This is a genomic window from Microbacterium sp. LMI12-1-1.1 (assembly GCF_040676455.1).
GTDB lineage: Bacteria > Actinomycetota > Actinomycetes > Actinomycetales > Microbacteriaceae > Microbacterium.
The window spans coordinates 34,461-60,382 of sequence record NZ_JBEGIA010000015.1 but is presented as its reverse complement, the minus strand read 5'-3'; the positions used below and the strand labels follow the sequence as shown (position 1 = coordinate 60,382).

The 25,922-nt window shown below is 71.2% G+C and carries 23 protein-coding genes and 1 tRNA gene; 14 read left to right on the top strand and 10 right to left on the bottom strand.

The window, feature by feature from the left end:
* Positions 1-10 precede the first annotated feature (10 nt).
* Both MRBLMI12_RS14220 and MRBLMI12_RS14215 read right to left on the bottom strand, forming a co-directional pair.
* Positions 11-1,576, bottom strand: a complete 1,566-nt coding sequence (locus MRBLMI12_RS14220; protein ID WP_363357099.1) for a hypothetical protein — start codon at positions 1,574-1,576, stop codon at positions 11-13.
* Complete coding sequence (locus MRBLMI12_RS14215) at positions 1,552-3,090, bottom strand: ATP-binding cassette domain-containing protein (RefSeq protein ID WP_363357098.1); 1,539 nt, start codon at positions 3,088-3,090, stop codon at positions 1,552-1,554. The genes MRBLMI12_RS14220 and MRBLMI12_RS14215 overlap by 25 nt, the downstream gene beginning before the upstream one ends.
* Positions 3,091-3,285: 195 nt before the next feature.
* Between MRBLMI12_RS14215 and MRBLMI12_RS14210 the strand changes: the two genes are divergently transcribed.
* The 4 genes from MRBLMI12_RS14210 to MRBLMI12_RS14195 all read left to right on the top strand — a co-directional run bounded on the left by MRBLMI12_RS14210 (position 3,286) and on the right by MRBLMI12_RS14195 (position 6,704).
* Positions 3,286-3,978, top strand: coding sequence for a phosphocholine cytidylyltransferase family protein (locus tag MRBLMI12_RS14210; protein WP_349427156.1), 693 nt, complete (start codon positions 3,286-3,288; stop codon positions 3,976-3,978).
* 63 nt (positions 3,979-4,041) lie between these two features.
* The gene (locus MRBLMI12_RS14205; protein ID WP_349427155.1) at positions 4,042-4,950 is read left to right on the top strand and encodes a hypothetical protein; all 909 of its coding nucleotides are present in this window, start codon (positions 4,042-4,044) and stop codon (positions 4,948-4,950) included.
* A 40-nt stretch (positions 4,951-4,990) separates the two neighbouring features.
* Complete coding sequence (locus tag MRBLMI12_RS14200) at positions 4,991-5,227, top strand: hypothetical protein (protein WP_363357097.1); 237 nt, start codon at positions 4,991-4,993, stop codon at positions 5,225-5,227.
* 85 nt (positions 5,228-5,312) lie between these two features.
* On the top strand, positions 5,313-6,704 hold the full coding sequence (locus MRBLMI12_RS14195; protein ID WP_363357096.1) for a phosphotransferase: 1,392 nt from the start codon (positions 5,313-5,315) through the stop codon (positions 6,702-6,704).
* Between the two features lie 35 nt (positions 6,705-6,739).
* Here the strand turns inward: MRBLMI12_RS14195 and MRBLMI12_RS14190 are convergent, their stop codons facing one another.
* Entirely contained in the window at positions 6,740-8,020 is a 1,281-nt protein-coding gene (locus MRBLMI12_RS14190; RefSeq protein ID WP_363357095.1) for a CDP-glycerol glycerophosphotransferase family protein, read from the bottom strand.
* 98 nt (positions 8,021-8,118) lie between these two features.
* On the opposite strand from MRBLMI12_RS14190, the gene MRBLMI12_RS14185 reads away from it, so the two are divergent.
* On the top strand, positions 8,119-9,156 hold the full coding sequence (locus tag MRBLMI12_RS14185; RefSeq protein ID WP_363357094.1) for a glycosyltransferase family 2 protein: 1,038 nt from the start codon (positions 8,119-8,121) through the stop codon (positions 9,154-9,156).
* A 21-nt stretch (positions 9,157-9,177) separates the two neighbouring features.
* Here MRBLMI12_RS14185 and MRBLMI12_RS14180 read toward each other — a convergent pair whose 3' ends face one another.
* From MRBLMI12_RS14180 to MRBLMI12_RS14170, 3 genes are all read right to left on the bottom strand, one after another.
* A complete protein-coding gene (locus MRBLMI12_RS14180) occupies positions 9,178-10,629 on the bottom strand; it encodes a CDP-glycerol glycerophosphotransferase family protein (protein ID WP_363357093.1) in 1,452 nt (483 codons plus the stop codon).
* Positions 10,626-11,963: a CDP-glycerol glycerophosphotransferase family protein gene (locus tag MRBLMI12_RS14175; protein WP_363357092.1), complete on the bottom strand. Its 1,338-nt coding sequence runs from the start codon at positions 11,961-11,963 to the stop codon at positions 10,626-10,628. The genes MRBLMI12_RS14180 and MRBLMI12_RS14175 overlap by 4 nt, the downstream gene beginning before the upstream one ends.
* Positions 11,964-12,031: 68 nt before the next feature.
* A complete protein-coding gene (locus MRBLMI12_RS14170; protein WP_363357091.1) occupies positions 12,032-13,708 on the bottom strand; it encodes a S1C family serine protease in 1,677 nt (558 codons plus the stop codon).
* Between the two features lie 115 nt (positions 13,709-13,823).
* Between MRBLMI12_RS14170 and MRBLMI12_RS14165 the strand changes: the two genes are divergently transcribed.
* The gene (locus MRBLMI12_RS14165) at positions 13,824-15,023 is read left to right on the top strand and encodes an aminotransferase class I/II-fold pyridoxal phosphate-dependent enzyme (RefSeq protein ID WP_363357090.1); all 1,200 of its coding nucleotides are present in this window, start codon (positions 13,824-13,826) and stop codon (positions 15,021-15,023) included.
* Between the two features lie 9 nt (positions 15,024-15,032).
* Here MRBLMI12_RS14165 and MRBLMI12_RS14160 read toward each other — a convergent pair whose 3' ends face one another.
* Entirely contained in the window at positions 15,033-15,836 is an 804-nt protein-coding gene (locus tag MRBLMI12_RS14160) for a carbon-nitrogen hydrolase family protein (RefSeq protein ID WP_349427145.1), read from the bottom strand.
* Positions 15,833-16,351 (bottom strand): DUF6328 family protein, encoded by a 519-nt coding sequence (locus MRBLMI12_RS14155; protein ID WP_349427144.1) that lies wholly within the window; start codon positions 16,349-16,351, stop codon positions 15,833-15,835. The genes MRBLMI12_RS14160 and MRBLMI12_RS14155 overlap by 4 nt, the downstream gene beginning before the upstream one ends.
* A gap of 92 nt (positions 16,352-16,443) precedes the next feature.
* Here MRBLMI12_RS14155 and MRBLMI12_RS14150 point away from each other — a divergent pair.
* A tRNA-Met gene (locus tag MRBLMI12_RS14150) sits at positions 16,444-16,517 on the top strand.
* A 108-nt stretch (positions 16,518-16,625) separates the two neighbouring features.
* Here the strand turns inward: MRBLMI12_RS14150 and MRBLMI12_RS14145 are convergent.
* Positions 16,626-17,102 (bottom strand): MarR family winged helix-turn-helix transcriptional regulator, encoded by a 477-nt coding sequence (locus tag MRBLMI12_RS14145; protein WP_363357089.1) that lies wholly within the window; start codon positions 17,100-17,102, stop codon positions 16,626-16,628.
* A gap of 80 nt (positions 17,103-17,182) precedes the next feature.
* Between MRBLMI12_RS14145 and idi the strand changes: the two genes are divergently transcribed.
* From idi to MRBLMI12_RS14110, 7 genes are read left to right on the top strand one after another with little or no spacing between them, the layout of a single operon-like run.
* Complete coding sequence (gene idi, locus MRBLMI12_RS14140; RefSeq protein WP_363357088.1) at positions 17,183-17,734, top strand: isopentenyl-diphosphate Delta-isomerase; 552 nt, start codon at positions 17,183-17,185, stop codon at positions 17,732-17,734.
* Entirely contained in the window at positions 17,731-18,783 is a 1,053-nt protein-coding gene (locus tag MRBLMI12_RS14135) for a polyprenyl synthetase family protein (RefSeq protein ID WP_363357087.1), read from the top strand. The genes idi and MRBLMI12_RS14135 overlap by 4 nt, the downstream gene beginning before the upstream one ends.
* Positions 18,780-19,661 carry a phytoene/squalene synthase family protein gene (locus tag MRBLMI12_RS14130; protein WP_363357086.1) on the top strand — a complete coding sequence of 294 codons (882 nt, stop codon included), beginning with the start codon at positions 18,780-18,782 and terminating at the stop codon, positions 19,659-19,661. The genes MRBLMI12_RS14135 and MRBLMI12_RS14130 overlap by 4 nt, the downstream gene beginning before the upstream one ends.
* The gene (crtI, locus tag MRBLMI12_RS14125) at positions 19,658-21,223 is read left to right on the top strand and encodes a phytoene desaturase family protein (protein ID WP_363357085.1); all 1,566 of its coding nucleotides are present in this window, start codon (positions 19,658-19,660) and stop codon (positions 21,221-21,223) included. The genes MRBLMI12_RS14130 and crtI overlap by 4 nt, the downstream gene beginning before the upstream one ends.
* 2 nt (positions 21,224-21,225) lie before the next feature.
* Entirely contained in the window at positions 21,226-21,579 is a 354-nt protein-coding gene (locus MRBLMI12_RS14120; RefSeq protein WP_363357084.1) for a lycopene cyclase domain-containing protein, read from the top strand.
* Positions 21,576-21,899, top strand: coding sequence for a lycopene cyclase domain-containing protein (locus tag MRBLMI12_RS14115; RefSeq protein ID WP_363357083.1), 324 nt, complete (start codon positions 21,576-21,578; stop codon positions 21,897-21,899). The genes MRBLMI12_RS14120 and MRBLMI12_RS14115 overlap by 4 nt, the downstream gene beginning before the upstream one ends.
* Complete coding sequence (locus MRBLMI12_RS14110) at positions 21,896-22,789, top strand: prenyltransferase (protein WP_363357082.1); 894 nt, start codon at positions 21,896-21,898, stop codon at positions 22,787-22,789. The genes MRBLMI12_RS14115 and MRBLMI12_RS14110 overlap by 4 nt, the downstream gene beginning before the upstream one ends.
* A gap of 120 nt (positions 22,790-22,909) precedes the next feature.
* On the opposite strand, the gene MRBLMI12_RS14105 is transcribed toward MRBLMI12_RS14110, so the two are convergent.
* The gene (locus MRBLMI12_RS14105) at positions 22,910-25,834 is read right to left on the bottom strand and encodes a UPF0182 family protein (RefSeq protein ID WP_363357081.1); all 2,925 of its coding nucleotides are present in this window, start codon (positions 25,832-25,834) and stop codon (positions 22,910-22,912) included.
* Positions 25,835-25,922 lie beyond the last annotated feature (88 nt).

The window sequence follows — 25,922 nt, the reverse complement described above, 5'->3', positions numbered from 1 at the left end:
CGGGCCGGCGTCAGGTCGACTCGGCGAACTCCATCAGCCGTCCACCACGACGCTCGAACGCGATCGAGCCGACGGTGACGCCGACGACGAGCACGCCGAACCCGATGGCAAGGCCGCCCCACAGCGCCATGTCGGTGGCCTCCGGGTCGCCATGGAGGGCGAGCCAGCCGCACCAGAGCACCGGCGCCGAGAGGACCAGAGCCCCGAGCATCACCGAGCCCTGCGCCAGCGCACCCACAGCGGTCGTGCGCTGCGGCTGCTGGAAGGGGCTCTCGCCGGGGCGCGACACCGCGTAGGGAGCGACGACCGACGAGATGCTCGACAGGCCGAGACCCGACAGGAAGAGCGCGGCGCAGACGCCGGTGAGAGCCGGCAGCACCGCCCACCGCCCGTGCAGCGAGGTCGCCACCGGGATGGCCACCGCCAGCAGCGGCACGCCCACGAGCAGCACGGGCACCAGGCGACCGACGCGGTCCGACACACCCCGCACGCCGCTCGCGATGTGCATCCACACCGCCGTGGAGTCGTACGCGACGTCGTCGTGCGGCAGCCAGCCGAGGAAGAGCGCGGCGAACGGCACCGGCACGAGCGCCACGAGCTCGGGCGGCACACCGGCGATGAGCAGCGGCACGACGGTGATGGCCGCCGCGAACGGGATCACCAGGCCGTTGACCACGTACCGGCGATCGCCGAACCAGTACATGAGACTGCGCGCCGCGATCGCGCCGCCGGGCGTTCCCGGTGCCACGCCGAACCATCCGAGGCCGCCGCGCGCGCGGCCGGTCGTGGGCCGCTCGGTCGTGGTCAGGAGCCGCCTGACGGCCCACGCCCACAGCAGCGCCAGCACGAGCACCGTCCCGACGGCGATGAGAGCCGGCATCCACACGTCGCCGCCGACCGCCGCCATCCCCGGAAGTGCCCACGCGGCGCCGAGCGGTGTGAGCGCCAGCGCATCCACGGCCTCGAGAAGCTGTGTCGGCACGGTGCCCTGCCATTCGAGCGACGCGAGGAACACCCCGACCGGGACGACCACCACGAGCACCACGAGCACGAACACGCCCGACAGCTCACGCGAACGCCGGTCGCGCAGGAACAGGGACGCCAGCGCCATGCACACGCGCGCCAGCAGCGCGCAGGTCAGGACGCCGAGGAGCACGCTCACGACTCCGACGGCGACGGGCACGCCGTGGTCTGCCCACACGATCGCGGCGCAGACCGCCACGGCGAGGAGGACCAGGATCGGCACGCTGATGAGTCCGGCGACGGCGAGCACGAAGGCGAGACCGCCGCGCGGCAGCCCGAACAGCGCGAACCGCCGCGGATCCAGCGGATCGTCGACGGCTCCGAAGAGCGGGGCGAGCGCGAAGCCCAAGGTGACCGCCGAGCCGCCGAGGACGGTGACGGCCAGCACCTCCTCGGTGGCGGCATCCCGCAGCGTCAGGAGTCCCCAGCAGGCCGCGACCGTCGCCGCGACCAGGAGCAGCAGCGCGCCGATCACGCGGACGACGTGCCCCGCGTCCCCGCGGAGTGCGCCGAACAGCAGTGCGATCCTCAGTCGGAGAACGTGTGCAGCCACTCGAGACCCTCCACGTCGCTGAGGCCTCCGGCGAGTTCGACGAAACGCTGCTCCAGCGTCAGCTCGCCGCGCACCTCGGCGACGGTGCCCTCGGCGAGCACCTGGCCGGCGACGATGACCGCCACACGCGTGCAGACGCGCTCGACGAGGTCCATGCCGTGGCTGGACAGGATCACCGTGCCGCCGTGGGCGACATACGTCGAGAGGATGTCGAGGATGATCGCGCTCGAGACCGGGTCGACGGCCTCGAACGGCTCGTCCAGGACGAGCAGGCGCGGAGAGTGGATGAGTGCGCCGGCGAGCATGACCTTCTTGAGCATGCCGGCCGAATAGTCCGACACGCTGCGGCCGAGGGCGTCCTCGAGGTCGAATGCGCGTGCGAGGTCGGCCGTGCGACTCTCGACGACCGCGGGAGGCAGCTTCCGCAGCACCCCGTAGTAGTAGAGGAGCTGACGCCCCGTCAGCCGGTCGAACGTGCGCAGTCGATCCGGCAGCACCCCCATCAGCCGCTTGACGGCCAGCGGCTTGGCCGCGGCATCCACTCCGCCGATGTGGATCGTGCCGCGATCCGGTTCGAGCAGACCGGCGATCATCGAGAGCGTGGTGGTCTTGCCTGCTCCGTTCGGCCCCACGAGGCCGTAGAACGTGCCGGCGGGGACGGTGAGGTCGATGCCGTCGACCGCGTGGGTGCTGCCGAAGCGCTTTGTGACGCCGCGGAGGACGAGCGCATCGCCGGCGGCCGCGGGAAGGGGCGGCGTGTCGAGGAGGACGGATGCCGCGGCCGGCGCCCCGTCGATGGCAGACGTGGTGTCCGCCGCGGCGTGCGCGGGAAGCGGCGTCCGTGTCGGCTCGACCTCGGGCTCGGCCACCGGCTCGGGAGCCACGGGGGCAGGCGCCGCGGGCGCGATCGCCACCGGGGCAGACGCCTCGCGCACGAGATCCGCGGGCGCAGGCTCGGAGACGGCCTCGGGAGCGGGCTCGACCGCAGCCGCGGGCTCGGCCACGGGTGCGGAGTCGACCACGGGCTCAGCTTCGACCACCGCGACCGAATCGGCAAGAGGCGCGGGGTCGGAGCTCGACTCGGTCGAAGAGGCGACCTCGGGCGCGGTTGCGACCTGCGTCGCTTCGGAGGGTGCCGTCGCGGCCTCGGGAGCGGGCTGGGGCGACGCTTCGGGCTCCGCCGCGGGGGCGGGTCGGGCATCGGCCGACGGCACGTCGGCGACCGGCGGAAGGGGCGGGCGCGGCGGAACGACGATCCCGGCGGCAGCGCTCGCAGCGAGCTCCAGATCGCTCGGAAGCGGCGGCGGCGGGCCGGGATCGGGCTGCGGCTCGGCACTGCGCGGAGCGCGCTTCTTTCGCGGGGCGTCTTTGTCGGAGCGAGGCTTGCGCGGCGGGCGGCGGGGCTTGTCGGGAGCCGGCGGTACCGTTTCGGCGAGGCGCATCACGCGCGCAGCGGAGTGACGGTCCGGCTCTTCCGGATCGATGTCATTCGGCACCGGGAGGGAGGCTGTCACCCAACCAACGTATCAAGCGGTCCTGATGGTGGGGCAGTCCGTGTCGCCGCGTCGCGGCATTCGCGTTATGTCACGAATCGGCAACGGGAGCCCATCATTCTGCACCTTCACAGGGGTCATCGATAGCATGGACCCGGCACGAAGGGGTGTCGCGCCGGTGAACCGGCAGTGAATCGCGTACTTCAGGAGAAGACTTTGACCCTTCAGACCGTAATCCTCGCAGCCGGAATGGGCTCGCGTCTCGGCCGCAGCCTTCCCAAACCGCTCACCGAGCTGAACGACGGCCGCAGCATCATGCAGCAGCAGCACGACAACATCCGCGCGGCGTTCGGCAATGACGCCCGGATCACCACCGTCGTCGGCTACCGTGCCGAGACCATCGTCGAGGCCTTCCCTCACGTCGACTACGTCTACAACGACCGCTACGACCAGACCAACACGTCCAAGAGCCTGCTTCGCGCCCTCGCGAAGACCGGCAAGGGAGGCGTGCTCTGGATGAACGGCGACGTCGTCTTCGACCCGCGCGTCCTGGGCCGTGCCATCGAGCTCATCGAGCGCGACCAGTCGTTCGTCACCGTCAATACCTCGAAGGTGAGCGACGAAGAGGTCAAGTACACGGTCACGCCGGAGGGCCACATCAAGGAGCTCTCGAAGACCGTCAAGGGCGGCATCGGCGAGGCCGTGGGCATCAACTACGTCTCGAGCCGCGACAAGAAGGCGTTCATGCGCCACCTGACGCGTGTCGACGACCAGGACTACTTCGAGCGCGGCCTCGAGCTCGCGATCGCCGAGGACGGCGTGCTGCTCGAACCGCTCGACATCTCGGACCTGTACGCCGTCGAGGTGGACTTCGCCGAAGACCTCGAGCGCGCGAACCTTTACGTCTGACCCCTCAGCGCTGGCCTGTCAACCCGGGCCGACGCCCGGATCCGGGCGCATAGACTCGGCGCGATGAGCGAGAAGGTCCACCGCATCCACTCCCTGCCCGGCGACTCGCCGTGGCAGGGAGGTCTGCCGCCCACCGGGTCGGACGAGCACCCGTTCACCGTCCGCGCGCTCGACCGCGTGCTGTCGATCCAGCGGCCGGTCGTGCTCGCGCACCTGCGCAGCATCCGCCTGCGGCATCCGGATGCCTCCCCCGCCGACATCGTCCGCATCCTCGAGCGCCGCTACCTCGCGGCCGTGACCACCGGCGGCGCAGCGGTCGGCGCGACCGCCGTCGTCCCCGGCATCGGCACGGGAGTCACCCTCGCGCTCAGCGGCGTCGAGACGGTGGCGTTCCTCGAGGCGACCACCCTGTTCGCCCAGTCGGTCACCGAGGTGCACGGCATCCCGGTCTCGGATCCCGACCGCGCGCGGGCGCTGGTGCTGACCCTCATGCTGGGCAAAGAAGGCGTCGACCTCGTCGCGCAGCTGGCCGGTCAGGCGGCCGGACGCGGTCCGAGCCGTGCCGGATACTGGGGCGAGCTCGTCACCAAGTCGCTCCCCCGCGCCGCAGTGGGCCCGCTCGTAGACCGGCTCAAGTCGACGTTCATCCGGCAGTTCGCGGCTCGCGGCGGCGCGTCATGGATCGGCAAGGCGCTGCCCTTCGGCATCGGCGCCGCGATCGGCGGCGCCGGCAACAACATCCTGGGGCGCCGCGTCCTCGTCGGCTCCCGGCGCGCGTTCGGCGCGCCGCCGCTCCAGCTGCCGCCGGAGCTCGAGCCGCGACCCGGTGCCGACCGCGTGGAGCGCCTCGCCGGTCGCGGCATCCGTCGCGCCGGAGGTTTCGTGATCGGCGGCGTGACCCGCGGGACGGCGGCGGTCGGCAACGTCGTACGCCGCAGGAGGCCCGAGATCGAGGCTCCGCCCGCCGACTGATGTGATCCTGCCCGCGTTCGCGCGGGGTGAGAATGGCGTCATGGGTCTGTTCAGCCAGCTTCCAGAAGAACCCTCCGAATGGGCAGGGCTGCCCTCCGAGCCCGAGCGCACCGACAGCCAGGCGGAGCGGCTGGCCGAAGCCGCCGCCGTCGATCTCGGCGGCCTCGGTGTCGGCGATCTCGGGCTCGGCGCCGCTCCGGCCGTCGAGTCCATCATCATCCCCGTGGCGCCCGTCATCGAGATGGCCGAGTCGCAGGAGTCGGGCGAGGACGCGTAGCCCGAGCCCGTTGCCAGGGCGCACGCTGCAAGCGCTTGCACGCCCACCTCGACATGCCGGCCGTCCCGGGCATACGCTCACAGGTATGGACAGCACCCTGGCGTGCCTGGCGGCGTGGATGCCGCGGCAGCGGTGGTACGCCGCGAAAGGGCGTCCGCCGAGCCTGCGCCTGGTGTCGTGGTGGGACCTCACCGCCGACCCCGACGACCCCGCCGAGACAGCGGGCGGAGCCCGCATCCGCACGTTCCTGGTCGCCGACGAGGGGGCCCTTCCCGCGGTGCTGTACCAGATCCCCGTCGTCGAGCGAGCGACCGAGACCGTGGACGCGGCCCCCGACCACATCATCGGCAGCCCCGCGCCTGGCACGACGTTCATCGACGGCCCGTTCGACCCCGCCTACGCCAACTCGCTCCTGCGCCTCATCGCCCGCGGCGGCACGGCCCGTGGACCGCAGACGACCGCGATCGGACGCGTGGCCGCGCTCGGCGGTGCACCGGCCGAGGCCACGGCCCGGGTGATCAGCGGTGAGCAGTCCAACACGTCGCTCATCTACGAGGGCGTCGGCACCCCCGTGATCTGCAAGGTGTACCGGCAGCTTCACGCCGGGCTGAATCCCGACATCGAGCTGCAGGAGGCCCTGGCGCGCGCCGGGTCGCCCCACGTGCCGCGGACCATCGGGTCGATCGAAGGCACGTGGCCCGACCTCGCCACGGCACACGGCAGCGTGCGCGGTTCGCTCGCCTTCGCCCAGGAGTACCTGCCCGGCGTCGACGATGCGTGGCGGGTCGCACTCCTCGCCGCGGCGAAGGGCGAGGACTTCCGCGACGCGGCGCGCGCCCTGGGCGCTGCGACAGCCCACGTCCATGTCGCGCTGTCGCAGTGCTTCCCCACGCGGACCGCGACCGCAGCCGATCGCGATGCCACCGCTGCGACCTGGGAACGTCGGTTCGCGATCGCGATGGCGGAGGTGCCCGAGATCGCGGGCCAGCGGGATGCCGCGACAGCGGTGTACCGTCGCGCGCTCGAGGTGCCCTGGCCGCCGCTGCAGCGGATACACGGCGACTATCACCTCGGCCAGGTGCTCCACTCCCCCGACCGCGGCTGGGTGGTCGTCGACTTCGAAGGGGAACCGCTCAGGCCGATGGCCGAGCGCACACAGCCCGATTTCGCGCTGCGGGATGTCGCGGGGATGCTCCGCTCGTTCGACTACGTCGCCGGGTCGCTGCGCCTGGACCATCCCGAGCGGTCGGCCGATGCGGTGCGGGCCTGGGCTCTCGATGCGCGAGCGGCGTTCGTCGAGGGCTATGCGGCGACCTCGGGGAACGGCCTCGACCCCCGGCATCCGCTCCTGGCCGCACTCGAACTCGACAAAGCGGTGTACGAGGCGATCTACGAAGCGCGCAACCGGCCGACGTGGGTCGCGATCCCGCTGCGGGCGATCTCGCGGCTCGTCGAGCGTCCGGCCCCGGTCGCCTGAGCTTCGCGACGGCCCGCGCTCGGACGCCCTGTCGCTCAGCCCTCTTCGTCGAGGTCGGCCTCGTCCTCTTGCTCATCGTCGTCGCTGTCGGCGACCGAGCGCGCGTACCAGGCCTCCCAGTCGTCCATGAGTCCTTGCACGGCCGCGTGGAACCGCGCCGTCGCGGCACCCGGGGTGGTGTCGCCGAAGTATCGTGTCACCCACTCCTCGAGACGCGCGACCGCCTCGGGGTCGCCCAGCACGCGTTCCGTCTCAGCGACGATGTCGGCGGCGGCCGAGGCATCCAGCCATTCGCACGCCGACAGGTAGCCGTGCGTGTCGATGGCCGCGGCGGGGTCGGCCGGTCGGGTGATCAGCAGCGGCCTGTCGGCCGCGAGCCGGTCGTAGACCATCGCGGAGATGTCGACGATCGCGACGTCGGCGGCGGCCAGCTGCCAGCCGAGGTCGGGTCCGTCGTCGAAGACGTGCTGCGCGGCGGGATCGGCTGCATTCGCCGCGGCAAGGGCGGCGATGATGCGCTTGTTCGCGGCGCCGTACTCGTGGTTCACCACGCCCGATCGCGGGTGCGGGCGGTAGATGACCCGGTGGCGTCCGGTCGCGAGCAGGGCGCCGACCAGCGCCTCGCCGTGCGTTGCGATGGAGCCGTAGTGCGCCGAAGGCCGATCGCCCTCCCAGGTGGGCGCGTAGAGCACCACGGTGCGCTCGTCAGGGGTGTACGGCAGGGTGCCCGAGTAGTGGTCCGCCTGCGGGCGGCCGATCTCGATCGTGCGCCGGTCGATGTCGTAGTCCCACAGCACCCGCGAGAGCCGCTCGCGCGCCGCGTCGCCCGCGATCATCGCGTAGTCGTACGCCTTGTACTGGTTGGTGGTCATGTACATCTTGTCGGACTCGCCGTGGTTGATGAACACGTGCCAGCGGCGCCCGTAGCGGAACATCTGGAAGTTGCGCGTGTTCTGGTTCACATACAGCACGACGCGGATGTCCTGCTTGGCGATGAAGCGCTCGAGGTCCCGCACCGTCGGCACGAAGGCGACCGGCAGTGCGCCGTCGGCGAGGAGCGCCTCGGCACCCGTCGCGGCACGGCTGAGCACGACGACGGGCCAGGTCTTCGCCAGTCCGGCGAGCGGCTTGTACCACTGCCGCATCTGGTACATGTTGACCGCGCCGTCGGCGAAGTACACCGCGACCCGGTAGTGGAACGGCGGATGCTGCGGCCGGGCCGCGAGCGTGCGCCGCACGTCGATCACGGCCGAGCGATTGCGCACCGCCTTGCGGACGAGCGCGACCGCCTTCTTTCCATCCGAGACGAGACCCACGCGTCCAGCCTACCCAGCGGCACCCATGACATGATCGACGCGTGCATGTCGAGCAACACGGGCGCAGGGACGCTCCGGTCCCTCCGCCCGGTGCCGGCGTGAGCTTCGTGATGCCGGTGCTCAATGAGCGCGACTACCTGCGACGCGCGGTCGAGACCGTGCTGGCGCAGGATGTGCCGGGTCCGACGGAGCTGATCCTGGCGCTGGGTCCGTCCACCGACGGCACGAGCGAACTGGCTCGAGAGCTCGCCCGGGACGATGACCGCATCGTGCTGATCGAGAACCCCGCCGCCGACATCCCGATCGGCCTCAATCTCGCGATCGGCGCCGGGCGGTACGCCACCGTGGTCCGGGTCGACGCGCACTCCGAACTCGACCCCAGCTACGCCCGCAGCGCCCTCGCGACGCTCGCGCGGGTCCGCGCCGCGAACGTCGGCGGCGTCATGCGCGCGGACGGGCGCACGCCCTTCCAACGGGCGGTCGCGCGCGCCTACAACTCCCCCATCGGGCTGGGCGGCGGCGCGTACCACGGCGGCACGCAGGAGGGCGAGGCCGAGTCGGCGTACCTGGGCGTCATGCGCCGCGCGGTGCTCGACGAGGTGGGCCTGTTCGATGAGAGCATCCGCCGAGGCGAGGACTGGGAGCTGAACCTCCGCATCCGTCGTGCCGGCTACCGTGTGTGGTTCGACCCGAGCCTGGCGGTCACGTACTGGCCGCGCGAGAGCTGGACGCGGCTGGTGCGCCAGTTCTCGGCCACCGGACGCTGGCGCGGCGAGCTGGTCCGCCGGTTCGGGCGCGGCAACTCCCTGCGCTTCTTCGCTCCGCCCGCACTCGTGCTCACGATCCTTCTGGGGCTCGTCGTCGCCGCGCTGCAGCTGACGGGCGTGCTGCAGGGATGGTGGGCGGTGGCGGCATCCGTCGTGTATCTTCCCGTGATCGCGTACGCGATCCTCATCATCGGCGTCGCCGCCGGCCGCGGCGGCGGACACGGCTGGCGCGACAAGCTCTGGACCGCGGCCGTGCTGCCGAGCATGCACCTCGCGTGGGGCTGGGGGTTCCTGCTCGGCGTGATCGGCGGCGCGCACGACACGGTCGACACGTCACGACTGGGCAGCCGCAACACGCCGCTGCCGTGATGTCGATCCGGCCCGCGTGCGTCAGATCTCGATGAACCCCTGATCCAGGATCCGCGTCACGACCCGCTCGGCGGCATGGCCGTCGTCGCGGGCGTTGAACTTCTCCCGCCACTGCGCGTACCGGTCGGCGTACGCGTCCGCGTCATCGGCGGCGAGCGCCGCGACCAGCTCGTCCTGCGTGCGCACCATCGGTCCCGGTGCGTGTGCGGCGAGATCGAAGTAGAACCCGCGCAGCTCGCCGCGGTAGTGCTCCATGTCCGGCACGAGGAAGTACATCGGCTTGCCGGTCACCGAGAAGTCGAACATCACCGACGAGTAGTCGGTGACGAGGGCGTCCGCGACGAGCAGCAGCAGCGAGGTGTCGGGGAAGCCGGTCACGTCGATCACGCGGGGGCCTTCGGCATCTCTTCCGGGAAGAAGCGTGCGCGAATGGCCGCGCACGAGCACGACGGCGTCGGTCGCGGCAGCGAGCGCACCCGGATCGACGAAGTCGACGATCTGGTCGCGGTCGTCGCGCCACGTCGGCGCGTACAGCACCACCTTCTCGCCGGGACGGATGCCGAGCGCCTCCCGTGTCGCGGTCCCGTCGCCGCGCGTGAGCACGTCGTTTCGCGGGTAGCCCTCGACCCAGACCGGACGGGTGAGGAACGCATAGGCCTTGCCGAGGATGCGCGCGGCGTACGGGTTCTGGGCGAGCAGCACGTTCCAGCGGCGCGATTCGCGCACCACGGCGGCCATGCGACGCGGGTCGAAACCCGGGCGGTGCAGCGCGAGCCGTTTCAGCGGCGTGCCATGCCACGTCTGCAGCACCACCTGGCCCTTGCGTCTCGCGAACCGCCGTCGCAGCCAGTCGTTCACCACGAGCAGCCGTGCGGCGCCGCGGGCGCGCCACCATTCGGGGCTGCCCTCGATGACGGGGATCGCGCCGTCCGGCACCGCGATGGACAGGTCGACCACGCTCCAGTACCGCGTGACATGGGGCGCTCGGCGCGCGAGCTCGCGATCGATCGCCAGAGGGTTGCAGCTGGCGTTTCGCCCGTAGAAGCTCTCGAAGAACACGGCGTTCTCGAAGCCCGAGGCGGGGCGTGTGGCGTACCGGCGCTCGAGGGCGTCCTGCCCCTCGCCCGAGTCGTACGCAGGATTGATGGGCGGGCTCACGCGCAGCGTCCACCCCTCCAAGGCCGCGCGCAGCGTGCCCAGCTGCGTGACGGGCAGCCCCTCGGGCGGACGCACGGCGCTTCCCTCGGCATCCGCGATCCGCACCTCGTACGACCCCGACGGCAGCGGCAGCTCCGGACCGCCCCAGCGGGCGGCGCGCAGCGGCAGCGTCGCCTTCCATGTCTTGCCGCGCCCGGTCACGCGTGCGGCGACGCGGGCGCGGGCGCCGACGATCTCGACGGACGCGGGTCGTTCCCCCTCGCCCGCGAGCACCAGAGCGGGCACCTCGTCCGTCGTGAAGCTCGCCTCGATCATCCGGTTCCTTCCCTCGGGCGGGCGTCGTCCGGGCCCCTGCGCCCGGCGGCTCCGCGCAGCGCGTCGGCGACGCCGGCAGCGGGTGCGGGGACCGCTCCGGCCAGGATCGCACGGTACACCCTCTCGGCGTTGCGCCCGTCGTGGAACGCGTGCACGCGTGCGCTGAGTGCGGCGGCGCGATCGGCCCGCCGGCCGTGCTCGGCGGCATCGCCGAGAAGGGCGTCGAGCTGCGCCGTGGTCTGCCCCCACTCCACCGCGCAGTCGTCGCCCGCGACATCGGCATAGGCGCCGTAGAACCCGCGACGCCGCGCGTACTCTTCGACGTCGGGCGCGAGGAAGAGCGTGGGCAGCGGCACCAGTGCGGCGTCGAAGGCAAGGGACGAGTAGTCCGTCACGAGTGCATCGAGACCGGGAAGCAGAGGCGTGACGTCGGTCACCAGGTCGCTGCCGAGCGGCAGGACGCGATCGGTCGGAAACGGCGGACGGTACTCGCCCGCGCCGAGCGGATGCGAGCGTACGAGCAGCGTGGCGTCGTGCCGCGTCAGCACGTCGACGATGCTCGTCCACTCGTGGGCGGTCGGCACCGCGGGATCCGGGGCCCCGTCGCGCCAGGTCGGCGCATACAGGACGAAGCGCGCGTCCGGCGTCGCCCGCGGCACCGCCCGGCCGATGGCCGCGCGAGCCTCGGCACGGCGGACAGCAGCGGTGCCGCGCGAGAGCACGTCGACGCGGGGCTCGCCGGTGACCGGCACGTCGGCGTCACGCAGCCCGAACGCTGATTCGAGCCGGCCACGCACGAGATGCGAAGCCGCCGGGAGGATCCGGATGCGCCGCGCGGCGCGGCGGTACATCGTCCGCAGCAGCGTCCTGACGACGCCCGCGGCCGGTGTCGCCGCGAGCGCACCCGGCACGCGCAGGGTCTCGGGTGAGTCGAGCCCGATGCGCTTGAGCGGGATGCCGTGCCACAGCTGCACCACGAACCCGCCCGACACGGCGTACCTGTTCACATCGCCGAAGCCGTGGGTGACGACGATCACGCGAGCGCGCGCCGTGCGCCACAGCCCCTGCAGCGAACGCTTCGGAACGGCACGGATACCGCGGGCCGCGGCATCCGTCGCCTCCCGCTTCGAGCCGACCAGCCACACCGCGGGGCGATCGTCGGCGGCCGCAACCTCCCACAGGGCGAGCGCGCCGTCGCCGATGCCGACGGCGCACCCGAACACCCATTCATCGGGTGTGCGGGGCACGAGGAGCGTGAAGATGCGTCCTGCGGCATACAGCGGGATCGTCGCGAGCTTTCGCGCATTCCCCGCGCCGAAAGAGAAGGACGCCATCCCGCGAGCCTACCTGCGAGCCCGTGCCCGGGCTCGCTGACTCGCGAGATGGCGTCCTGTCCGAAGAGCTACTGCTGGAGCGAGCCCAGCGTCACTTCGACCGTCTGCGTCTTGCCGTCGCGGACGAACGTGACCTCTGCCGTGCTTCCCGCTGCCACCGCGCGCACCTGCGCGGTGAGGTCGGTCGCGTCGGTGATGGGCACGCCGTTGAAGCCGGTGACCACGTCGCCCGCCTGCAGGCCGGCGTCGGCCGCCGCACCGCCGTCGGTGACCTCCGCGATGTAGGCGCCGGTGATCGTCGCGTCCTCGACGGATGCCGCGGGCCTCACGTTCGCGCCGAGCAGGCCGTGCGTCGCCTCGCCGCTGTCGATGATCTCGTCGGTGATGCGCTGGACGATGTCGGAGGGAATCGAGAAGCCCACGCCGATCGAGCCCGAGCCGTCCGAGGACGATCCGCCCGCGGTCGCGATGGCGACGTTGATGCCGATCAGCTTGCCGTCCGAGTCGACGAGCGCGCCGCCCGAGTTGCCGGGGTTGATGGCCGCGTCGGTCTGGATCACCGCGATCGAGATGCTCTCGGTCGCCGTCGTCCCCTGGTCGCCCTGGCCGAAGTCGAAGCGGAACGGGCCCTCCTGGCCGTTCTCCTCCTGCGGCTCCTGGTCCTCCGTGTCGCCGCCGTCGGGCGCCGCCGACGACGCGATCGAGATCGACCGGTTGAGCGCGCTGATGATGCCCTCGGTGACGGAGTTCGCCAGGCCCAGCGGGGCGCCGACGGCGACGGTCGTGTCGCCGACGTTGAGCTTGCTCGAGTCCGCGAAGTCGATCGGCGTGAGGCCCTCGGCGTCGGTGAGCTTGATGACGGCCAGGTCGTAGGTCGGGTCGGTGCCGACGACCTCGGCGTCGTAGACGCGGCCGTCGGAGGTGGTCACACGGATCGCCGCATCGCCCGTGGCGCCGTCGAGCGTGACGACGTGGGTGTTGGTGACGACGTAGCCGTCCTCGGTGAGGACGACGCCCGAGCCTGTGCCCGCGCCGGACGAGCCCGTCGCGGCGATGGTGACGACGCTGGGCAGCACCTTCGCGGCGATCGCGGTGGTCTGGTTGACCGACTCGGTGTCGTTCACGGTGACGGTCGTGGGGCCCGCGATGGGCGAGGTGCTCGCCGGCGTGAACCAGTTGACGCCCGCGTAGGCCCCGCCGAGGCCCGCCGCGCCGCCGACGATCGCGGCGGCGACGATGAGTCCGACGACCTTGCCGGCCGCCGTCTGCTTCTTCGGCGCGGTGGTCGTCGTCGAGGCCGGTGCGGCGCCGGTGGCGCCGCCGATCGGAAGAGTCGGCTGGGTGTCCGCCGGGGTGACGCCGAAGGATGCACCCGGTGCGGGGGCCCCGGGCTGCTGCTGGCCGGCGTACGAGTGGGGGTACGGCGCGGGCTGGCCCGCGTAGCCCTGCGGGCGGGCGTATGCCTGCGCACCGGCGGGATAGCCGGCCGGCGGCGCGGGCTGAGCCGGTGCGGCCGGCTGCACGTGCGACGCGGGCTGCGCGGCAGTCTCAGCCGGCGCAGCGGGCGCCGTGGGGGCGGCAACGGCGGGCGGCTCGGTGGCGGCCGACGGGTCGGTCTCCGGCGCGACCGCAGCGGCGGCCGGAGTCTCCGGCTCGGCAGGTGTCTGCGCGGCGGCCTCCGCGGCCGACTGTGTGGGGACGGCGGGGGTCTGGTCTTCCGGGCGATCGCCCTGGATGTCGCTCATGTTTGCTCCTTCTGCCAAGCACTCACCACTGTGCCCATCGATGCTGTGCGTTTCTTATGTCGGGAGTGGGACTCGCCTATGCAAGAGGGATGAGCCTGCCCGGTACGGTGAAGCGATGCGACAGATCCCCGGAGCTTGGCACCGCACCGCGGCGGGTGCCGGACTCGTCGGCGCCGACGGGTCGATCCACCCCACCATCTTCGCGGAGATGTCGGCCCTGGCGGCGCAAACCGGTGCGATCAACCTCGGCCAGGGGTTCCCCGACGAGGACGGACCCGCCGAGGTGCTGGAGGCCGCCCGCTCGGCGATCGCGAACGGGGTCAATCAGTACCCGCCGGGGCGCGGCATCCCGGATCTCCTCGCGGCCATCGCGGAGCACCAGGAGCGGTTCTACGGTCTGCACCTGGACCCTGCCCGCGAGGTGCTCGTGACGGCCGGGGCGACCGAGGCGCTCGCCGCGACGCTGCTGGCGCTGCTCGACGACCCCGACGACGAGGTGGTCGTCTTCGAGCCGTACTACGACTCGTATGCGGCGGTGGTGGCGCTGGCCGGGGCGCGCCTGGTGACCGTCCCGTTGCGCTGGCCGGACTTCCAGCCCGCCCTCGACGACCTGCGCGCCGCCGTCAGCGACCGCACCCGCGTGATCCTGGTGAACGATCCGCACAACCCCACCGGCGCCGTCTTCCACTCCGACGTGCGCGACGAGATCGTGCGGCTCGCGGCGCGCCATGACGCCGTCATCGTCACCGACGAGGTGTACGAGCATCTGGTGTTCGATGAGCCGCACGTCCCGCTCGCGACGCTGCCGGGAGCCGAGGAGCGCACCCTGACGATCTCCTCCGGCGGCAAGACCTTCTCGACCACCGGCTGGAAGATCGGCTGGATCTCGGGCCCGGCCGCGCTGATCGACGCCGTGCTCGCGGTGAAGCAGTTCCTCACCTACGTCAACGGCAGCCCCTTTCAGCCCGCGATCGCGACCGGACTCCGCCTGGGCGACGACTTCTTCCGCGGCATCGCCGACACTCTGCGTGCGAAGCGGGATCTGCTCGGCGAAGGTCTGCGCGCGGCGGGACTCGACGTGTCGACTCCGGCCGGTTCGTATTTCACCGTGGCCGACGCCCGTGCGCTGGGAGCGACGGATGCCGCGGCCTTCTGCCGCGCGCTCCCCCAGCGCGCCGGGGTCGTCGCGATCCCCCTCACCGCTTTCGCGACCCCCGAGCGCCGGGGCGAGTACGCCACGCTGGTGCGGTTCGCGGCGTGCAAGCGCGTCGATGTGCTCGAGGAGGCGGCATCCCGTCTCGCCCGCCTCGCGTGAGCTCGCCGCTCAGCGCTCCTCGACGCGGAAGCGCCGGAGGGCGAGCGCGGGGTTGACGCGCCGCACGCGCTCGATCGCCCCGATGTCGAGATGCGCCACGGCGACATCGGTCGACGTGCCGACAGCAGCGAGCTCGACGCCCAGCGGATCGACGATGAGCGAGTTGCCCACGCCCAGGGGCGGCGGGTGGTCCGCAGCGGCGACGAACACCGTGTTCTCGATCGCCCGCGCGTGCAGCAGCGTGCGCCAGTGGTGCTCCTTGAGCGGTCCGCGGACCCACTCGGCCGGGACGACGAAGACGTCCGCGCCGGCATCGACCAGCAGCCGGCCCACCTCGGGGAATCGCAGGTCGTAGCAGGTCATGAGGCCGAATCGGAGTCCGGCGAGCTCGAACAGCTGCGGCGGCGCGGGGTCCCCCGGCTCCACCCAGTCCGATTCGCGCTGACCGAAGGCGTCGTACAGGTGCAGCTTGCGGTAGTGCGCGATCAGCCCTGTCGCATCGACCGCGACGGCGGTGTTGCGCACGCGGCGCTCGTCGCTCGCCCGCTCCAGCAGGCCCGCCACGATCACGACGTCGTGCCTGTGCGCCAGCGCGGTCAGGGCGCGCACGAATGCGCCGTCGAGGTCTTCGGCGTTCTCGGCGAGCGACTCGTCGAACGGGTCGACGAAGTAGCTCGAGTACTCGGGGAAGACCACGACCCGGGCGCCCCGAGCGGATGCCGTCGCCACCAGCTGCGCGATCGACTCGAGGTTGCCCGCCGCGTCGGCAGTGGGGGCGAACTGCGCGACCCCGATCGGCAGCGTGTCGCTCATGGGCGCTCTCCGTTCGTGCGGATCCGGGCGCGCAGGATGGCCGGCGCGATGAGCCACAGCACCAGGATCAGCACGGCCAGCGGAATCAGCGCCCACCAGCCCGCGGACCCGCCGAGGACGACGTCGAACACGAACGCCACCACGCCGACGACGAGCACCGACACGGTCAGCAGCGCCGTGATGAGACATCCGTGGCCGTAGCGGACGACCGCGGACTTGGCGCGCTGCTGGAAGAGGACCCGATGCAGGGCGACAGGGGCGAGCGCCACGATCGAGCTGATCGCGGAGAGGACGACCAGGCCGAGGTACACCGCGCGCTGAGTATCCGACAGATCAACGAACGCGGGCTGGAACGCGAGCGCGAGCAGGAAGCCGGTGAGGATCTGAGTGCCGGTCTGGAGCACGCGGAGCTCTTGCAGCACCTCGTTCCAGTTGCGGTCGGCACGTTCCTCGGGCGTCTCATCGCGACCGTCCACGCGGTCGTCCTGAGGGTCGGTGTCACGGTCGCCGGGCATGCGCTCATCCTGTCGCGCGGGGAGCCGGCACAGCAACCCGCCCACGCCGTGTTCATGAGCACTCGAAACCCGTGTTAGGCTATTCCTTGTGCCGCGGGGTGGAGCAGCTCGGTAGCTCGCTGGGCTCATAACCCAGAGGTCGCAGGTTCAAATCCTGTCCCCGCAACAGAAAACAAAGAAGAGGGCATCCCGCGAGGGATGCCCTCTTCTTCGTTTTCCAGCGAGACCGCTGCCGCGGACCTGCCTCCGGGGTCCCGCGCCGCAGCGGGCGGAGTCACTCGGGCGGATCCATCGCACCGCTCAGGTCGTCGAGGAAGCGCTCGATGACAGAGAGCTCGGACTCGTCGTACCGCATGGCGATCGTGCGCATGGCGCGCAGTCGCTCGCCGAAGACGCGGAAGAATGCCTGCCGGGCCCCGTCGGTCAGAACGACGACGCGACCGCGGCGATCGGTCGGGTGCGGGAGGCGCTCGACGTGTCCGGAATCGACCAGCCGGTCCAGCAGCTTGGTCGTCGACGCGGTCGAGATCCTCAAGTGCCGGGCGATGTCGCGGGGGCTCACGGACTGCTCCTGCCGCTCCCGGATGATCAGCAGCCGCAGCGCCGCCACGTCGGTGGCGTTCATGTCCATGTCGTCCTTCATGCCGCTGTGCATGCGCTCCATGGCGTCGCTGACGGCGCGAATCGACGTGAGCACACGCATCACCGCGTGCTCATGATTCGTCTGCGGCTGCCAGCGCTCGGATCTCATGGACGTTCCCTCCGACCCGTTGTAGCATCGCATAAGAGAAATTGCTAGTTTGGCTAGCAATCCAGAAAGGGAGTGATCGGATGCCCGACACCGACCACGTGGTGCTGCTCGATGACGACGGCAACCCGATCGGAACTGCGCCCAAGTCGAGCGTGCACGGTCCCGACACCGCTCTGCACCTGGCTTTCTCGTGCCACGTCCTCAACAGCGAGGGGCAGGTCCTCATCACCCGCCGGGCGCTGAGCAAGCGCACCTGGCCGGGCGTCTGGACCAACTCGTTCTGCGGTCATCCTCGTCCGGCCGAACCCGTCCTCTCGGCGGTCCGGCGGCACGCCGACTTCGAACTGGGCATCACGCTGACCGATCTCCGCGTGGCGCTCCCCCTGTTCCGGTACCGTGCCACCGATGCGAACGGCATCGTCGAGCACGAGGTATGCCCTGTCTACATCGCGCACACCGACGACGAGCCGGTGCTCAACCCGCTCGAGGTGGTCGACGCCCGCTGGGTCGAGCCCGCGGCGATCGCTGCCTCGCTCGAGGCGACGCCGTGGGCCTTCAGCCCCTGGCTCGTGCTGCAGGCCGAGCAGCTCCACCTGTTCGACGCTCCGTCACGTCAGCGCCGCGCATCATGATCCCGGCGGCGGCCGACCCCGACCTGCAGATCGCGATCGACGGGGCGCTGGCGAGGATCCGCGAGCGCGCTGTGGAGCTGGGCCCCGCATTCGGCGCGCTGGCAGATGCCATCACCCGCGCCGCCCACGGCGGCAAGCGGCTGCGTCCTGCTCTGGTCACGACATCCTACGACGCATTCCGCACCGACGATGCCAACGCCTCGGCCGCCCTCTCCGTCGCGGCAGCATTCGAGCTGCTCCACACCGCATTCGTCGTGCACGACGACGTGATCGACCACGACACGATGCGCCGCGGCGTGCCCAACGTCGGCGGCGAGTTCCGGCTGCGGGCGCGGGACGGCGGCGCCGGCGCGGAGGGCGCAGCGCTTCTCGGCGACGCCGCCGCGATCCTCGCCGGCGACATCCTCCTCCATGAGGCGTTCCGGCTGGTCGCGATGGCGCACACCGATGACGCGACGCGCGATCGTCTCCTCACGCTGCTCGACGACGCCATCCTGGTCTCCGCCGCCGGCGAGCTCGCCGATGTGGAGAACAGCGTCGCGACGCGGCATCCGTCTCGTGGCGCGACGCTCGACACGGCCTTCAACAAGACGGCGGTGTACTCGTTCCGCGCCCCGATGCAGGCGGGCGCGCTGCTGGGCGGCGCGGACGCCGAAGCGCTGCGCGTGCTCGGAGACGCCGCCGGACGCCTCGGACTCGCCTTCCAGCTCGTCGACGACCTCATCGGCGCGTTCGGCACGACGCAGCAGACCGGGCGGGACTCCGGGCCGGACCTCCGCGAGAACAAGCGGACGCCGCTGGTGGCGCTTGCGCGGGAGTCCGCCGCCGGACGCGTCGACGAGGCGCTGGCGCTGGCCCGTACGGGACCCGTGGCGGTGCGCGAGGCGCAGTCCGTCCTCGAATCGAGCGGTGCGCGCGAGCGCATGGTCGCTCTGATCTGCGAGACGCTCGAGGCGGTGCGCGCCGCATCGGACGAGCCGGCTCTGCCGGATCGCGCCGGCGACCTTCTGCGCACTCTCGCGGACGGCATCGAAGGGCGAGTCCCGTGAACGACTCGCGCAGCCGCACGGCGGCCGGGCTCGCGCTGTACGACCGGGCGGCTGCGGATGCCGCCGCCACCGTGATCGCCCGCTACTCGACCTCGTTCGGGCTCGCGTGCCGCCTTCTCGGGCCGCGGCCACGCCCGCACGTGCGGAACATCTACGCGCTCGCGCGCATCGCGGACGAGATCGTCGACGGGCCGGCCGCCGAGGCCGGGCTGTCAGCGGAGGCCATGGAGGACGTCCTGGACCAGCTGGAGCAGGAAGTGCTCGACGCGACCCTGCGAGGTTTCAGCTCGAACCTCGTCGTGCACGCCTTCGCCACGACGGCGCGCGAATGCGGGATCGGCCCCGACCTGGTGGCGCCGTTCTTCGCGTCCATGCGGACCGATCTGCACACGCGCCGGCACGACGCCGCCTCGCACGACGCCTACGTCTACGGCTCGGCCGAGGTCATCGGCCTCATGTGCCTGCAGGTGTTCGTCAACGCGGGCGCGCCGCATCCCGTCACCCCGTCACCGGAGCTGGTGGACGGTGCCCGACGGCTCGGCGCCGCGTTCCAGGACGTCAACTTCCTGCGGGACCGCACCCACGACGGCGCAGTGCTCGGCCGGGACTACCTGGGTCCGGCCGCCGACGAAGGAGAGCGTGCCGCCATCCTCGATCGCATCGACGCCGACCTCGCCGCCGCCGCCCGCACCATCCCGGCATTGCCGGCGGACTGCCGCCGCGCCGTGACCGCCGCACACGACCTCTTCGCCGAGCTCGCGGCACGCCTGCGAGCGTGCGGCGACGGGGACGCCAGAGTGCGTGTGCCCGACACCGTCAAGGCGCGCCTCGCCGCACGCGCGCTGCTGGGATTCGCTCCACGAGAGGCGCGCGCATGAGCATGCAGGACTCACCGCGACGCGCGGTCGTCATCGGCGGCGGCATCGGCGGACTCGCCGCGGCGGCGCTGCTCGCCGCGGAGGGCTGGGACACCGCCCTGTTCGAGGCACGCGACGAGCTGGGCGGACGCGCCGGATCGTGGGAGTACGAAGGATTCCGCTTCGACACCGGGCCCAGCTGGTACCTCATGCCCGAGGTGTTCGACCACTTCTTCCGGCTGCTCGGAACGACTGCCGATCGCGAGCTCGACCTCGTGCCGCTGGATCCGGCCTACCGCGTCTACTCGGACCCGTCCACCGGTCTCGACCCGCTCGACATCCGATCCGGACGCGCCGCCGCGACGGCGCTCTTCGAGAGCGTGGAGCCGGGTGCCGGTGCACGGCTGGACGCCTACCTGGACTCCGCGGCCGACGCGTACGACCTCGCCGTCAACCGCTTCCTCTACGACACGTACGAGACGACCGCGGGGCTCAGAGACCCCGCCCTGCTGCGACGGATGCCGCGCCTCGCGCCGCTGCTCACCCGTACGCTCGCGCGCCACGTCGAGAGCCGCTTCACGGATCCCCGGCTGCGTCAGATCCTCGAGTACCCGGCCGTGTTCCTGGGCGGCTCGCCGTACGGCGTCCCGAGTCTGTACCACCTGATGAGCCACCTCGACCTCGACGACCGCGTGCTGTATCCGCGCGGCGGGTTCACCGAGCTCATCCGAGCGGTCGCACGCCTGGCGGAGGCATCCGGAGTCGTCATCGAGACGGGAGCGCGCGTCACGGCGATCACGACCGAAGCCGGCGCAGCGACCGGCGTCGAACTCGCCGACGGGCGCCGTGTGAGCGCCGACCTCGTCGTGTCGGGTGCGGACCTGCACCACACCGAGACGCAGCTCGTCGCCGCTGCCGAGCAGACCTACCCCGAGGAGTGGTGGCGTTCGCGCACGCCGAGCCCCGGGGCGCTGCTCGTCATGCTGGGCGTCGAGGGCACCCTGCCGCAGCTCGCCCACCACACGCTGCTCTTCGCGAACGACTGGCGCGCCGGCTTCGACGACATCTTCGGCTCGCATCCGCGGATCCCCGATCCCGCTTCGCTCTACATCTGCCGCCCGAGCGCCACGGACCCCCACGTGGCGCCTCCTGAGCACGAGAACCTCTTCGTGCTCGTCCCCGTGCCCGCGGACCCCAGCCTCGGGCACGGGGGCATCGACGGGGACGGCGAGCCTCGGATCGAGACCGCCGCCGACCGGGTCATCGCGCAGATCGCGGATTGGTGCGGCATCCCGGATCTGGCGAGCCGCATCGTCGTGCGCCGCACCGTCGCGCCGGGCGATTTCGCCGACGACCTGGGAGCCTGGCGCGGCAATGCGCTCGGCCTCGCCCACACCCTGCGTCAGAGCGCCATCTTCCGTCCCCGCAACGCCTCCCGCAAGGTCGACGGCCTGTCGTACGTGGGCGCGTCGACCCTTCCGGGAATCGGCCTGCCGATGTGTCTCATCTCTGCCGAGCTCGTCGTCAAGCGGCTCCGCGGCGACCGGTCTCCCGGTCCTCTCGCGGAACCTGCGAGAGTGTGACGGTGCCCGGAATCTACCTCGCGGCGATCCTCGCCTCCACCGTCGGCGTGCTGCTGATCGATCGACGCTGGCGGCTCGCCGCGTGGGCGGCGCCCGGCCGGACGCTGGCCGCAGCCGGCATCGGCACGGCGTTCTTCCTCGTCTGGGACGCCGCGGGCATCGCGGCGGGCGTCTTCGTCAAAGGCGACAGTGCGCTCCTTCTCGGGATCGACCTCGCACCGCACCTCCCGCTCGAGGAGCCGTTCTTCCTGGCCTTCCTGAGCTACCTCGCGCTCGTGGCCTGGGCGGGCGCGCAGCGCATGCTCGAGCGTCGCCGGACGGATGCCTCCGCCTCACCGTCGGAGGCGGCACGATGACCTATCCCCTCATCGTCCTGCCGTTCCTGGTGATCACGGCGCTCCTCGCGCTCCTGACGGCACGGAGACCCGGCTTCGCGCGGAGGATGACGGCGTCTGCCATCGCCGCCGGCATCCTGGTCGTCCTGACCGCCGTGTTCGACAACCTGATGATCGCTGCGGGTCTGTTCACCTATCCCGAATCGCTCATCTCGGGGGTGCGGATCGGCCTTGCTCCGATCGAGGACTTCGCGTACCCGGTGTGCGCGGCGTTCCTCGTCCCCTCGGTGTTCACGCTCCTGGAGACCGCACGGCCCCGCCGGCAGGAGGCACGACAGTGACCGCCGCACCGCCGCTTCGCGCCGGCGCCGTCGCGCGGCAGCTGCTGATCGCCTCGCGGCCGGTGAGCTGGATCAACACCGCGTACCCGTTCGCCGCCGCGTACCTGCTCACCACGCGTCAGATCGACGCGACGCTCGTCATCGGCACCCTGTTCTTCCTGGTGCCGTACAACCTCGCGATGTACGGCATCAACGACGTGTTCGACTACGAGTCCGACCTCCGCAACCCTCGCAAGGGGGGCGCGCACGGTGCCGTCCTCGACCGCCGCATGCACCGGGTGACGCTGTGGGCCGCGGGTCTGCTGTGCCTCCCCTTCGTCGCGTACCTGCTGGTGGTCGGCTCACCGGCGTCGTGGCTGGTGCTCGCCGCGAGCCTGTTCTTCGTCGTCTTCTACAGCGCACCGCCGCTGCGCCTCAAGGAGCGTCCTTTCCTGGACTCGGCGACCAGCAGCATCCACTTCTTCTCCCCCGCCGTGTACGCGCTGGTCCTCGCCGGCGCGACCTGGACCCTTCCGCTCGCGGCGCTGATCGTCGCCTTCGCGCTGTGGGGCGCCGCCTCCCACGCGTTCGGAGCGGTTCAGGATGTCGTCGCCGACCGGGAGGCCGGCATCGCGTCGATCGCGACGGCACGAGGGGCGCGCTGGACCGTGCGCTTCGCGCTCGCCTGCTACGTCGCGGCCGGCATCGCCATGCTGGCGACGACCTGGCCCGGACCCCTGGCCGCGGTGCTCGCGATCCCCTACCTCGTGACGGTCTGGCCGTACCGCTCGGTCACCGACGCCGAGGCCGCCACCGCCACCGCGGGCTGGCGGCGCTTCCTCTGGCTGAACCAGCTGTCGGGCTTCGTGGTCACGCTGCTGCTCATCTGGTACGCCGTCCTGACCGGCTGAGCCCGACCACGACCGCCGGGTCCCGTACGGCCCGGGGTCCCGCACGCTGCCGCCCCGACGCCGCACACATACGCGAAGGACCGTCCAGCTTCCGCTGGACGGTCCTCACGTGGATCCGGCCTACTGCTCGCCGAGTTCGATGAGCTTCTCGATCGCGGCGGTGAGCTGCTCGTCGGCCACGCCGTACGCGGCCCAGTCGCCCTGCTCGAGCGCGGTCTGCCGGTCGACCAGCGCCTGCTGCGCGTCCTGCAGCGCGGCCTGGTACTCGTCGGTCGGCTCCTCCGGCGTCGTGGGCTCCGTGGGCTCGGTGGGCTCGGGCGACGGCTCGGGTGCGGGGGTCGCGCCGGGCGTCGGCTCGACGTCGTTGTCACCGGCGTCGGCGCCCGAATCGCCGCCGAACAGCGTGTCGAGCGCCTCGGTCAAGGTGTCCTCGAATGCGATGTCCGTGCCGAACGAGACCAGCACCTTCTGCAGCTTGGGCAGCTTCGTCGCGCCGGACGACTGCACGAACACCGGCTGCACGTAGAGCAGACCGCCGCCGACGGGCAGTGTCAGCAGGTTGCCCTTCAGCACGTCCGAGTCGCCCTGCTTCAGGATGTTGACGAACGACGACACCTCGGGCTGCGAGTCGAAGTCGTTCTGCACCTGACCGGGTCCCGAAACCGGCGTATCGGCGTCGATCACGAGCATCCGGAGCTTGCCGAAGTCGTCGCTCTTCACGCCGGCTTCACTCCCGGCGTTCGAGTTGACGGCGAGGTAGCCCATGAGGACGTTCCTGGCGTTGCCTCCCGTCGAGGACGGGATGAACGACGTGAACATCGAATACGTCGGCGCCTCTTCGCCCGGCATCTGCATCGTCAGGTAGTAGGGCGGCTGCAGCGCGGCATCGTCCTGCGGGTCGTTCGGCGTCTGCCAACGGTTGTCGCTCTGGTAGAACGACCGCGCGTCGTCGACGTGGTAGACGCCGAGGATCGTGCGCTGCACCTTGAAGAGATCCGTCGGGTACCGCACGTGGCTCATCAGGTCCGCCGACATCTCGCTGATCGGCTCGATCGTCGACGGGTACACCTTCTGCCACGACTGCAGCACCGGGTCTTCCTCGTCCCACGCGTACAGCTTCACCGACCCGTCGTACGCGTCGACGGTCGCCTTGACCGAGTTGCGGATGTAGTTGATGTCGTCCAGCGCGAAGCGCGGCGCGGGGTTGCTGGAGTCCGAGATCGCCGACGTGAGGCTGACCGTCGACGAGTACGGGTAGTTGGCGCTGAGCGTGTAGCCGTCGATGATCCAGACGATCCGGCCGTCGACGACACTCGGGTAGGCGTCGTTGTCGAGCGTCAGGTAGGGGGCCACCTTCTGCACGCGCTCGCGGGGGTTGCGGTCGTAGAGGATCTGCGATTCCGAGTTGACGTAGTCCGAGAACAGGATCTGCTCGGCCTGGAACTTCAGCGCGTAGACGAGGCGGTTGAACACGTTGCCGAGGCTCGGCCCGCCGTCGCCCTCGAAGGTCGTCTTCTGCTCGCCCGAGGCGGCGTCGCCGCCCTCCGGGTAGTCCAGCTCGGCCGGCGGGGTGCCCTCCGGCGCTCCGACGATCGAGTACGGCGGCGAGGACTCGCCGAAGTACACGCGCGGCTGGAAGTCGTCCTGATCCGTGAGGAAGCCGCTGGCAGGGATGCCGCGCTCCAGGAAGACCGGATCGCCGTCGCCGGTGCGGTCGTTGCCCTTCGCCACCACGATGCCGTAGCCGTGCGTGTACACGACGGCGGAGTTCTGCCAGTCCGCGGCGTTGCCGAGCTGGTCGAGGTTGAGCTCTCGGACCGACACCACGGTGTCCTGCGAGACGCCGTCCCGCTCGTAGCGGTCGACGTCGAGCGGATCGGCGAACTGGTAGTACGACCGGTACTGCTCGAGCTGGCGCACGTTGGGCGAGATGATCGCGGGATCCATGATGCGCACCTGTGCGGTCGTGGCCGCGTCGTCGCGCAGCTGGCCGGGCTCGGCATCCGTCACCGCGGCGAAGTCCTCCTGCTCGAGGCTGGAGACGCCGTACGCCTGATGCGTCATGTCGACGTTGCGCTGGTAGTACTCCTCTTCGAGCGTGAAGCGGTTCGGCTGCACCTGGAACGTGTTGACGACCCACGGGTAGCCGACGCCGACGACGATCGCCGACACCACGAGGAGGGCGGTCGCGATGAGCGGGTAGCGCCAGCGGCCGATGACGGCGGTGACGAAGAACAGGATCGCGACGATGACCGCCACGATGGCGAGGATCGTCTGCCCGGGGATGATCGCGTTGACGCCGGTGTAGCCGGGGCCGGTGATGCGGTCGTCCGCGCCGGACTCGACGAGCGTCTTGTATCGGTCGAGCCAGAGGCTCGCACCCTGCACCAGGAGGTAGAGGCCCGCGATCACCGCGAGCTGGATGCGCGCGGACTTGGAGATCCGCAGCTCGCGCTGGCCGACCCGCACCGAGCCGTACAGGTACGACACGAGAGCCGTCACGAGCAGGCAGATCAGCAGCACCGCCGATGCGAAGCCGATGAGCGAGCTCCAGAACGGCATGGCGAACATGTAGAAGCCGGTGTCGAGGTGGAACTCAGGGTCGGTGGTGTCGGTGGCGACGCCGTTGAACCACAGCCACGTCGTCTCCCACTGGGCGGAGGCGGCGAAGCCCGCGAAGAAGCCGAAGAAGACGGGGATGCCCCACATCGCGAGGCGTCGCAGGGGCTCGACGACCTCCTGATAGCGGTCGAGCTGCGAGCTCAGCCGTGCGTACACGGGGCGCAGGCGGTAGGCGAGCTGGATCGACAGCCACACCGGCACCGCCATCCCGAGGAAGCCGACCACGAACATCACCACACGGGCGACCCACTGGGTCAGCAGCACCTCCGTGAACCCGAGCTGTTCGAACCAGAGCCAGTCCGCGTAGAGGCTCGCGAAGACGAAGAACGCCACCACCAGGGCGGCGATGATCGCGAGCGTGATGGCGATGATGCGTCGGGTGCGGGAGGGTGTGGCCGGGGTCGGCGACGAGGTCGTGGTCACCGTCCCATCCTAGGCGGCGGATTCAGGGCGGCCGCCTTGTCCTCCCTGGGCGAACTCTCGGAATCGCGCAACGTTTCGGGCACGATCC

What these genes read in the sequence shown, in the direction of transcription:
- MRBLMI12_RS14165 (WP_363357090.1), top strand. Translation starts at nt 13,824, where the DNA reads ATGCGACAGATCCCCGGAGCTTGGCACCGCACCGCGGCGGGTGCCGGA.
- idi (WP_363357088.1), top strand. Translation starts at nt 17,183, where the DNA reads ATGCCCGACACCGACCACGTGGTGCTGCTCGATGACGACGGCAACCCG.
- MRBLMI12_RS14170 (WP_363357091.1), bottom strand. Translation starts at nt 13,708, where the DNA reads ATGAGCGACATCCAGGGCGATCGCCCGGAAGACCAGACCCCCGCCGTC.
- MRBLMI12_RS14200 (WP_363357097.1), top strand. Translation starts at nt 4,991, where the DNA reads ATGGGTCTGTTCAGCCAGCTTCCAGAAGAACCCTCCGAATGGGCAGGG.
- MRBLMI12_RS14205 (WP_349427155.1), top strand. Translation starts at nt 4,042, where the DNA reads ATGAGCGAGAAGGTCCACCGCATCCACTCCCTGCCCGGCGACTCGCCG.
- MRBLMI12_RS14155 (WP_349427144.1), bottom strand. Translation starts at nt 16,351, where the DNA reads ATGCCCGGCGACCGTGACACCGACCCTCAGGACGACCGCGTGGACGGT.
- MRBLMI12_RS14175 (WP_363357092.1), bottom strand. Translation starts at nt 11,963, where the DNA reads ATGGCGTCCTTCTCTTTCGGCGCGGGGAATGCGCGAAAGCTCGCGACG.
- crtI (WP_363357085.1), top strand. Translation starts at nt 19,658, where the DNA reads ATGAGCATGCAGGACTCACCGCGACGCGCGGTCGTCATCGGCGGCGGC.
- MRBLMI12_RS14160 (WP_349427145.1), bottom strand. Translation starts at nt 15,836, where the DNA reads ATGAGCGACACGCTGCCGATCGGGGTCGCGCAGTTCGCCCCCACTGCC.
- MRBLMI12_RS14195 (WP_363357096.1), top strand. Translation starts at nt 5,313, where the DNA reads ATGGACAGCACCCTGGCGTGCCTGGCGGCGTGGATGCCGCGGCAGCGG.
- MRBLMI12_RS14115 (WP_363357083.1), top strand. Translation starts at nt 21,576, where the DNA reads ATGACCTATCCCCTCATCGTCCTGCCGTTCCTGGTGATCACGGCGCTC.
- MRBLMI12_RS14145 (WP_363357089.1), bottom strand. Translation starts at nt 17,102, where the DNA reads ATGAGATCCGAGCGCTGGCAGCCGCAGACGAATCATGAGCACGCGGTG.
- MRBLMI12_RS14180 (WP_363357093.1), bottom strand. Translation starts at nt 10,629, where the DNA reads ATGATCGAGGCGAGCTTCACGACGGACGAGGTGCCCGCTCTGGTGCTC.
- MRBLMI12_RS14135 (WP_363357087.1), top strand. Translation starts at nt 17,731, where the DNA reads ATGATCCCGGCGGCGGCCGACCCCGACCTGCAGATCGCGATCGACGGG.